The 10,019-nt window shown below is 72.2% G+C and carries 2 protein-coding genes; both read left to right on the forward strand.

The window, feature by feature from the left end; all coding sequences use genetic code 11:
- Positions 1 to 8: 8 nt before the first annotated feature.
- Complete coding sequence (locus ACF8ME_RS22995) at positions 9 to 5,339, forward strand: amino acid adenylation domain-containing protein (RefSeq protein WP_392418312.1); 5,331 nt, start codon at positions 9 to 11, stop codon at positions 5,337 to 5,339.
- Complete coding sequence (locus ACF8ME_RS23000; protein ID WP_392418313.1) at positions 5,339 to 10,009, forward strand: SDR family NAD(P)-dependent oxidoreductase; 4,671 nt, start codon at positions 5,339 to 5,341, stop codon at positions 10,007 to 10,009. Before ACF8ME_RS22995 ends, ACF8ME_RS23000 begins: the two co-directional genes overlap by 1 nt.
- Positions 10,010 to 10,019 lie beyond the last annotated feature (10 nt).

The following is a 10,019-nucleotide window of genomic DNA, read 5'->3' on the forward strand; positions in this document are numbered from 1 at the left end:
CAGCTGACATGCTGAGTGGACAAAGTGCAATCGCGGCAGCAGGCCGGGCGCCGGCCAGCCTGGTCGAGCATCTGAGGGGCCTGGCGCAGCAGCGGCCCGACGACATCTGGCTCACCGTGGCCGCCGTGCAGGACGGCCGCGTGGTCGAGCGCAGCCACAGCTATGGCGAGTTCGACCGCCGCGTGCGTGCGCTGGCCACCCGGCTGCAGCAGCTGTGCCCCGTGGGCGCGCGCGCCCTGGTGATGATGGACAACGACGAGCACTACGCCGCCAGCATGCTGGCCTGCTTCTACGCGGGCGTGATCGCCGTGCCGGTGCCGCCGCTGGAATCGCTGCGCGTGCAGCACCTGGAGCGGCTGCTGGGCATCGTGGGCGACGCGGATGCGGCCTGCGTGATCAGCACGGCCGAAGTGATGCAGGCCCTGCCCGGCGCCGATGCGCGCTTTGGCAGCATTGCCGCCGTGGCCGCCGACCAGGTGGACCTGGCCGATGCCGAGGCCTGGCGGCCCCATGCGCCGGCTGCCGACGACATCGCCTTCCTGCAATACACCTCGGGCTCCACCTCGGCGCCCAAGGGCGTGATGGTCAGCCACGGCAACCTCATCGCCAACGAGGCCGCCATCCAGCAGCGCATGGACATCGGCGCGGGCGACCGCTTCATGTCCTGGGCACCGCTGTACCACGACATGGGCCTGATCGGCGGCCTGCTGCAGCCGCTGTACAGCGGGCTGCCGCTGGTGCTGACCTCGCCGCGCCTCTTCCTGGAAAGCCCCGTGCGCTGGCTGGAGCTGATCTCGCGCCACCGCGCCACCATCAGCGGCGGCCCCGACTTCGCCTACCGCATGTGCCTGGAGCGCATCAAGCCGTCGCAGCTGGCGCAGCTGGACCTGTCGAGCTGGCGGCTGGCCTACACCGGCGCCGAGCCCGTGCGTGCCGACACCGTCACGGCCTTCGCGCAGCGCTTTGCCGCCTGCGGCCTGCGGCCCGACGCGGCCTATGCCTGCTACGGCCTGGCCGAGGCCACCCTGTTCATCACCGGCGGCAGTTGCGGCGCGGGCGCCACGATCACGTCCTTCGATACCGAGGCCCTGGGCCAGGGCCGGGCCGTGGAAAGCCCCGGCGCCTCGCAGACCACCGCGCTGGTGGGCTGCGGCCCCGCCGTTCCCGGCCATGCGGTGGCCATCGTCGATCCGCACAGCCTGCAGGTGCTGGAGCCCGGCCGCGTGGGCGAGATCTGGGCGCACGGCCCCAGCATCAGCCAGGGCTACTGGGGCAAGCCGCAGCAAACGCAGCAGGCCTTTGTCGAGCATGCAGGCCGGCGCTGGCTGCGCACGGGCGACCTGGGCTTCGTGCACGGCGGGCAGGTCCATGTGGCGGGCCGCATCAAGGACCTGATCATCGTGCGCGGGCACAACCTCTACCCGCAGGACATCGAGCGCGTGGTCGAGGCCGAGGTCGAAGCCGTGCGCAAGGGACGCGTGGCCGCGTTTGCGGTGGACATCGATGGCCGGGAAGGCATAGGCATTGCTGCCGAAGTCTCGTTCGGCATGCAAAAGCTGGTGCCGGCCCAGGCCCTGGTCGATGCCCTGAGCACCGCCGTGGGCGCGCAGTGCGGTGAGGCACCCCGGGTGATCGTGCTGCTCAACCCCGGCGCCTTGCCCCGCACCTCCAGCGGCAAGCTGCAGCGCGCAGCCTGCCGCCAAGGCTGGTCCGCGCGCACGCTGGATGCCTGGGCCGTGTTCGAGTCGGGCCGCTTCGCGGACGGCGGCAGCCAGGCACCGCAGGAGGCGGGCGCGGCAGATCCCACCACAAGCACGCTGGCCGGCCTGTGGCGCGAGGTGCTCGGTGGCGATGCCCTGCACAAGCCGGCCGGCGAGGCCAACTTCTTCTCGCAAGGCGGCAACTCCCTGGCCGCCGTGCGGCTGGCTGCGCGCATCTGCCGGCAATGGTCCCTGGCGTATCCGGCCGGGCGGGTCTTCGAGCACCCGCGGCTGCGCGACCAGGCGCAGGACATCGACCGGCTGCGCCAACAGCGCCAGCCGGGCATGGCGCTGCAGCGCATTGCCCCGCTGGCAGAGGCCCGCCGCGCCATGCCCCTGCCGCTGACGCCGGCCCAGCAGCGCCAATGGTTTCTCTGGAAGATGGATACGCGCAGCACGGCCTACCACGTGCAGGGCGCCCTGCGCATCACCGGGCCGCTGGATGCAGGCGCCCTGCGTGCGGCCGTGCAGGGCCTGGCCGAAAGGCACGGTTCGCTGCGCACGGTATTCAACGCCCGGCCCGATGGGGAGGTCGAGCAGCGCCTGGACCCCCAGGGCAGGCTGGAGCTGCAGTGGCTGGATGCCGCGCAGGCCGCGCAGGGCAAGCCCGCGCAGCGCGAGGAGCACGCCGCCCAATGGCTGCAGGCGCTGTGCGCCCAGCCCTTTGATCTGCAGCAGGGGCCGCTGGCCAGGGCTGGCCTGGTGCGGCTGCAGGCCCATGAGCACATCCTGGCGCTGGTGATGCACCACATCGTCTCCGACGGCGCCTCCATGCAGATCCTGCTGGACGATCTGGCGGCGCTGTATGCCGGCGCCCCGAACAGCGGCCCGGCGCTGCAGTATGTGGACTACGCCGTCTGGCAGCGGGAGCAGGCTCAACAGGCCCAGCAAGGCCAGCAGGCCTCGCTGGCCTACTGGCTGGAACGGTTGCAGGTGCCCCCAGGCGAGGCCCAGCCTGTGCTGGCCCTGCCCACCGACCATCCGCGCCAGGCGCTGGCACGCTATCGGGCGGGACGGCACGGCTTCGAGCTGTCCGGCGCGACCTTGCAGGCGCTGCGCGCGCAGGCCCGCCAGCAGGGGGACACGCTCTTCACGCTGCTGCTGGCAGGATGGCAGGCGCTGCTGTACCGCTACACGGGGCAGGAGGACATCCGCGTCGGCGTGCCCGTGGCCAACCGCGCGCATGCCGACCTGCAGGGCGTGGTCGGCTTTTTCGTCAACACCCTGGTGCTGCGCAACCGCATCGACGGGCGCATGCGCCTGGCCGACGTGCTGCAGCAGGCCCGCGAGGCGGCGCAGGGCGCGCAGGCCCACCACGCGCTGCCGTTCGAGCAGCTGGTGGAGGCGCTGCAGCCGCAGCGCAGCCTGGCGCACAGCCCCTTGTTCCAGGTGCTCTTCAATCATCTGGTGGAGGACTGGCACGCGCTGCAGCAGGTGCCGGGCTGGACCGTGGCCGGCCAGCCGCTGGCGGCCGCAGATGCGCAGTTCGAGCTGACCGTGGAAGTGCGCGAGCGCTCGGATGGCGGCCTGGGCATCAGCCTGGTCTATGCCCGCGAGCTGTTCGAGCCGGGCAGCATGCAGCGCCTGGCCGCCCACTATGCGGCCATGCTGGACGCACTGGCGCGCCAGCCCCAATGTGCCGTGGACGAGGTGCCGCTGCTGGGTCCCGAAGAACGCCAGCAACTGGCGGCTTGGAGCTGCAATGACCAGGTCCTGCACGGCGGCGACATCGTGCACCGCCGCTTCGAGCAGCAGGTGGCGCGCAGCCCCGGTGCCCCGGCCCTGTGCCTGGGCGAGGCCACGCTGGGCTACGCCGAGCTCAATGCGCGCGCCAACCGCCTGGCGCATCACCTGATCGCATCGGGCGTGCGACCCGGCGTGCCGGTGGGCATTGCCATGGAGCGCTCCATCGAGATGGTCGTGGGGCTGCTGGCCATCATGAAGGCCGGCGCGGCCTATGTGCCCATCGACCCCGAGCACCCGGCCGACCGCATCGCCTACATGCTGGAGGACAGCGGCGTGTCCCTGGTGCTGGTGCAGCCGCAGGTGCGGGACCGCCTGCCGGCCAACTGCAGTGCCCAATGGGTCGATGTGCCGGGCCTGGCGTCCCGGCTGCAGGACCTGCCGTCCCACAACCCGGCCATTGCCCTGCATGGCGACAGCCTGGTCTATGTCATCTACACCTCGGGCTCCACGGGCCGGCCCAAGGGCGCGGCCAACCGCCACCGTTCGCTGTGCAACCGCCTGGCGTGGGGGCAGATGCACCAGCCGCTGGGCCCGGGCGACACGGTGCTGCAGAAAACGCCCTTCGGCTTCGACATCTCCTTCTGGGAATTCTTCTGGCCGCTGACCACCGGCGCACGCCTGGCGCTGGCCGCCCCCGGCGACCACCGCGATCCCCGGCGCCTGGCCGAGCTGATAGCGCGCCATCAGGTCAACACCATCCACTTCGTGCCGTCCATGCTGCAGGCCTTCATGGCGCACCCGGCGGCCGCCACCTGCCAGGGGCTGCAGCGCATCATCTGCAGCGGCGAGGCCCTGTCCGCCGAATTGCAGGCGGCCGTGCTGCAGGCCTTCCCCGGCACCCGCCTGCTCAATCTCTACGGTCCCACGGAGGCGGCCATCGAGGTCACCTGGTGGGACTGCCGGGACGAGGGCGCGTTGTCCGTGCCCATAGGCCGCCCCGTGGCCGGGCTGCGCACCCATGTGCTGGATGCCGCGCTCAACGAGGTGCCGCGCGGCGTGGCCGGCGAGCTGTATCTGGGCGGTATGGGCCTGGCGCGCGGCTACTGGCGGCGGCCGGGCCTGAGCGCCGAGCGCTTTGTCGCCGACCCCGCCAGCCGCACGGGCGAGCGCCTGTACCGCACGGGCGACCTGGTGCGCTGGCGCGGCGACGGCCAGATCGACTACCTGGGCCGCGTGGACCACCAGGTGAAGATCCGCGGCTTTCGCATCGAGCTGGCCGAGGTGGAGGCGCAACTGCTGGCCCACCCCGCCGTGCGCGAGGCCGTGGTGGTCGCCCGCCAGGCGGCCGACGGCGCGCGGCTGGCAGCCTTTGTCTCGGTGCAGCAGGGGCAGACCCTGGACATGGCCGCGCTGCGCAGCGCGCTGGCCGCAGCCCTGCCCGACTACATGCTGCCCTCGTCCATCACCGTACTGGATGCCTTGCCTCTGAACGCCAACGGCAAGGTGGACCGCAAGGCGCTGCCCGAGGCGCCCGCCCTGCCGGCCCTGGAGCGCCAGGCTTACGAGCCGCCCGAAGGCGGCGTGGCCGCGACCATTGCCGCCCTCTGGGCCCAGGTGCTGGGCGTGGAGCGCATAGGCGCCAGCGACAACTTCTTCGACCTGGGCGGGCATTCGCTGCAGCTCATCCGCGTGCATGGCCTGCTGGAGTCGCGGCTGGGCCGGGGGCTGTCCCTGGTCGATCTCTTCAAGCACCCCACGGTGTCGGCCCTGGCGCGGCGCATCGAGCAAGGAGCAGATGGCGAGGGCGACGGCGCCCGGGACGGCATGGACGCGGCCCAGCGCCGCCGCGAGGCGCTGCTGCAGCGCAAGCGCCACATCGAAAGGACCCTCTGATGTCTTCTTCCTCCGAAACCACCGGCCTGGAGATCGCCGTCATCGGCATGGCCGGGCGCTTTCCGGGCGCCGACGACATCGACCGCTTCTGGGCCAACATCCGTGACGGCGTCGAATCCGTGAAGCGCTACAGCGACGATGAGCTGCGCGCCATGGGCGTGCCCCAGGCCCTGCTGGACGATGCCGGCTACGTGAAGGCCGGCGTGCCGCTGGCCGGCATGGACCTCTTCGATGCCGACTTCTTCGGCTACACCCCGCGCGATGCCGAGCAGCTGGACCCGCAGCACCGCCTTTTCCTGGAATGCGCGTGGCAGGCGCTGGAGCATGCGGGCTACGAGGGCCGGCGCTACCCCGGCGCCATCGGCGTGTATGCGGGCACGGGCGCCAGCGTCTACCTGATGCGCCATCTGCTGCCCCGCCATGCGCCGGGCCCTGGCGCCCAGGTCGCCGATCTGCTGGGCCTGATGAGCGGCAACATGGCCGATGCCCTGGCCACGCGCGTGGCCTACAAGCTGGACCTGCGCGGCCCGGCCGTCACCGTGCAGACGGCCTGCTCGACCTCGCTGATGGCGGTGCACACCGCCTGCCAGGCGCTGCTGGGCCATGAATGCGCCATGGCGCTGGCCGGGGGCGTCTCGCTCAACCTGCTGCAAAACGGCGGCTACCGCTACCAGGCCGGCGCCATCTTCTCGCCGGACGGGCATTGCCGCGCCTTCGATGCCCAGGCCGCAGGCACGCTGCAGGGCAGCGGCGCGGGCATTGTGGTGCTCAAGCGCCTGGACGATGCGCTGCACGACGGCGACACCATCCACGCCGTCATCCTGGCCAGCGCCGCCAACAACGATGGCGCAGACAAGGTGGGCTTCACGGCGCCCGGCGTCAACGGCCAGGCCGCCGTGGTGCGCGCGGCGCAGGCCCTGGCGGGCGTGCCGGCCGACACCATCGGCTATGTGGAAGCCCATGGCACGGGCACCGCGCTGGGCGACCCCATCGAGATCGCGGCGCTGACCCAGGCCTTTCGCGCCAGCACGCAGCGCAGGGGCTACTGCGCCATCGGCTCGGTGAAGACCAATATCGGCCATCTCGATGCGGCCGCCGGTGTCACGGGCCTGATCAAGGCGGTGCTCTCGCTGCGGCATGCCACCTTGCCGCCCAGCCTGCATTTCGAGCGGCCGCATCCGCAGATCGACTTCGAGCGCAGTCCCTTCCATGTCAACACCGTGGCCAGGCCCTGGCCCCAGGCGGCCACACCGCGCCGCGCGGGCGTGAGCGCCTTCGGCATTGGCGGCACCAATGTCCATGTGGTGCTGCAGGAGGCTGCTGCCGCCCCTGCCACCTCTGCCGCCCCTTCCGGTACACAGGCGGATGCCGCTCGGGGCTGGCAGGTGCTGCCGCTGTCGGCACGCAGCCCCCGTGCGCTGGATGAAGCGGCGCGCCGCCTGGCTGCCCATCTGCAGCAGGCCGGCAGCGGCCTGTCGCTGGACGATGTGGCCCACACCCTGCAGCAGGGCCGCCGCGCCTTCGGCCATCGCCGTGCCGTGGTGGCCGACGGCATGGGCATGGCGGTGGAGGGCCTGCACCTCGCTGCTTCTGCTGCTGCGCCGCCAGGCCAGGCCACCGAGGTGCCGGCACAGCCGCCCGGCGTGGCCTTTCTTTTCCCGGGCGGGGGCGTGCAGCACGCCAACATGGGCCTGGACCTGTACCGCGACGGCGGTGTGTTCCGTCAGGAGGTGGACCGCTGCTGCGAGCTGCTGCAGGCCGAAACAGGCTGGGACCTGCGCCAGTGGCTGTTCCCCGCCCCGGGTGAAGAGGTGGAGGCCGACGCGGCGCTGTCCGCCATGGACAAGGCCCAGCCGGCCCTGTTCGTGATCGGCTATGCGCTGGCCCGGATGTGGATGGCGTGCGGCGTGCAGCCCGTGTCCATGCTGGGCCACAGCCTGGGCGAGTATGTGGCGGCCTGCCTGGCCGGCGTGTTCGAACTGCCGCATGCCCTGCGCATCGTGGCGGCGCGCGGCCGCCTGCTGCAGTCGCTGCCGCAGGGCGCCATGACCTCGGTGCCCCTGCCCGAGGCCGAGCTGCAATCGCTGCTGGATGCGGGCTGCGACCTGGGTGCCGTCAACGGCGAACGCCTGTGCGTGCTGTCCGGCCCGCTGGCCGCCATCGAGGCGGCCGAAGAGGCGCTGCGCGCGCGCGACATCACCGCGCGCCGGCTGCACATTGCCGTGGCCTCGCACTCGGCCATGACCGAGCCCCTGCTGGCGCAGCTGGAGCAGGTGGTGGCCAGCGTGCCCCGGCATGCGCCGCGCCTGGCCTTCATCTCCAGCGTGACCGGCAGGCCCATCACGGCCGAGCAGGCCATGAGCCCCGCCTACTGGGCCCGCCACCTGCGCCATACCGTGCGCTTTGCGGACGGGCTGGACGAGCTTGTGCGAAAGCCGGGCCGCGTGCTGCTGGAGGTGGGCCCCGGCCAGGCCCTTGCCGCCCTGGCTCGCCAGCATGCGCGCGCCGCCACGGCGGCCGGCATCTGGCCCAGCCAGGCCCATCCCCAGCAGACCGCACGCAGCGCGCAACTGCTGGCGCAGGCCGTAGCCGGACTGTGGTGCGCGGGCGTGGACATCGACTGGACTGCCTGCCGGGGCGGGCGGCCAGGCCGGCGCGTGCCGCTGCCGACCTATGCCTTCCAGCGCCGCTCCTTCTGGGTGCAGGCTGCGGGGCAGGGTGGCGATGCACCGAAAGCGGCAGGCACGGCAGGCCCCTCGGCGACCGCGGGTCCGTTCTACGCCGCCGCCTGGCAGCGCAGTCCCTTGCAGTGGGAGGCAGGCACCACCGGCGCAGCCCAGGTGGCCCTGGTGTTTGGCGACGGCAGTGCCACGGCCGAGGCCCTGGTGCACGCATTGCGCGCGCAGGGCACCGATGTGGTCTGCGTGGAAACGGGCGCCGCCCCCGCCTGCCTGGCCCCGGGCCGGCATGCCGTGCGCCCCGGCGAGCACCGCGATTGCGAGGACTTGCTCGATGCGGTGCAGGCGCAGTTCGGCCCCGTGGGCGCCATCTACCACCTGTGGGCCATGGATGCGGCCGCCCCTGCGCCGCTGGAGCGCGGCTTTCACAGCGTGCTGGCCCTGGCGCAGGCGCTGGAGGCCCGTGCGCACGGCGCTGGAGGCCCGCGCACACGGCGGCTGCTGCTGGTGGCCGCAGGCGGTTCGGAGGATGTGACCGGAGCGGAAGCGCTGAACCCCGAGATGGCCGCCGTCTTTCCGCTGTGCAAGGCGATAGGGCAGGAATGCCCGTCCATCGACTGCCGTTTCGTCGATGTGGTGCAGGCGGGTTCGCCCGCAATGCAGGCCCGGCTGGCGCGCCAGCTGCTGGACGAAGCCCGCGCGCCGCATGGGCTGCGCGCGGCCGACACGGCCATCGCCCTGCGCGGTGCCCACCGCTGGCGCAAGACCTATGAGCCCCTGCAATGGCAGGACGCCGCGGCGCCGCGCCTGCGCAGGCAGGGCGTGTACCTGATCACGGGCGGCCTGGGCGGCGTGGGCCTGGCGCTGGCCCGGCATCTGGCCGCGCACTGGCAGGCCCGCCTGGTGCTGCTGGGTCGCACGGCGCTGCCTGCGCGCAGCCAATGGGAGGCGCTGGCCGCCGATGACGGGCAGCCGAGCACCCTGCGCCAGCAACTGCTGCAATTGCTGGCCCTGGAGGCCGAGGGCGCCCAGGTGCTGACCCTGGCCGCCGATGTGGCCGACGCCGCGCAGATGCAGGCGGCGCTGGCGCAGGCGCACCAGCGCTTTGGCGCGCTGCATGGCGTGGTCCATGCCGCAGGCCATGCCGACAGCGGCATGCTGGCCACCCGCACGCGGGACGGCGTGGAGCGCACGTTCGCCCCCAAGCTGCGCGGCACCCGGCTGCTGCTGGACCTGCTGGGCACGCAGGGCACGCTGGACATGCAGGCGCCGGACTTCGTGCTGCTGTGCTCGTCCATCTCCAGCCTCACCGCAGGCCTGGGCAAGAGCGACTACGCCGCCGCCAATGCCTGCATGGATGCACTGGCGGCACTGGCCAGCCGCCAGCGCGCCTGGCCCGTCATCTCCGTGGACTGGGACGCCTGGCGTGACCTGGGCATGGCCGCCGGCATGCGCATTCCCGAGGGCATAGGCTGGAGCGGCGCAGAAGCGGCAGCGGTGTTCGAGCGCATCGTCAACGGCGATGTGCCGCACCAGGTGGTCATCTCCACCACCGACCTGCGGCAGCGCCTGGGCGAGATCGATGCCGGGCTGGTGGATGCGCTGGCAGAACCTGCCGCCGAAGCCGTCGCCGAACCTGCCAACGGATCGCAGGCCCGTGGCGGCCATCCGCGCCCGGCGCTGCAGACCGCCTACGTCGCGGCCGAAGGCGAGCTGCAGCAGGCCCTGGCCGCGCTGTGGACCGACATGCTGGGCATTGCCCCGGTGGGCGTGGACGACAACCTGTTCGAGCTGGGCGGCGACTCGCTGCTGGCCCTGCAGATCCTGGGCCGCGTGAAAAAGCGCTTTGGTGCCGAGCTGCACCCTGCGGCCTTCTTCAAGGCCCCCACCGTCGGCGAGCTGGCCGTGCTGGTGGAGACCCGGCTGATCGAGGAGATCGAGGCCACCGTTACCGATGAAGGCGATGCCCTTGCCGCCTTCGCATCTGCGTGAGAAGACCACC

The sequence above is a fragment of the Delftia sp. WSY_7 genome (assembly GCF_043104845.1).
Taxonomy (GTDB): Bacteria; Pseudomonadota; Gammaproteobacteria; order Burkholderiales; family Burkholderiaceae_C; genus Comamonas; species Comamonas tsuruhatensis.

Coding starts and splice junctions, on each gene's coding strand:
- ACF8ME_RS23000 (WP_392418313.1), top strand. CDS start 5,339: ATGTCTTCTTCCTCCGAAACCACCGGCCTGGAGATCGCCGTCATCGGC.
- ACF8ME_RS22995 (WP_392418312.1), top strand. CDS start 9: ATGCTGAGTGGACAAAGTGCAATCGCGGCAGCAGGCCGGGCGCCGGCC.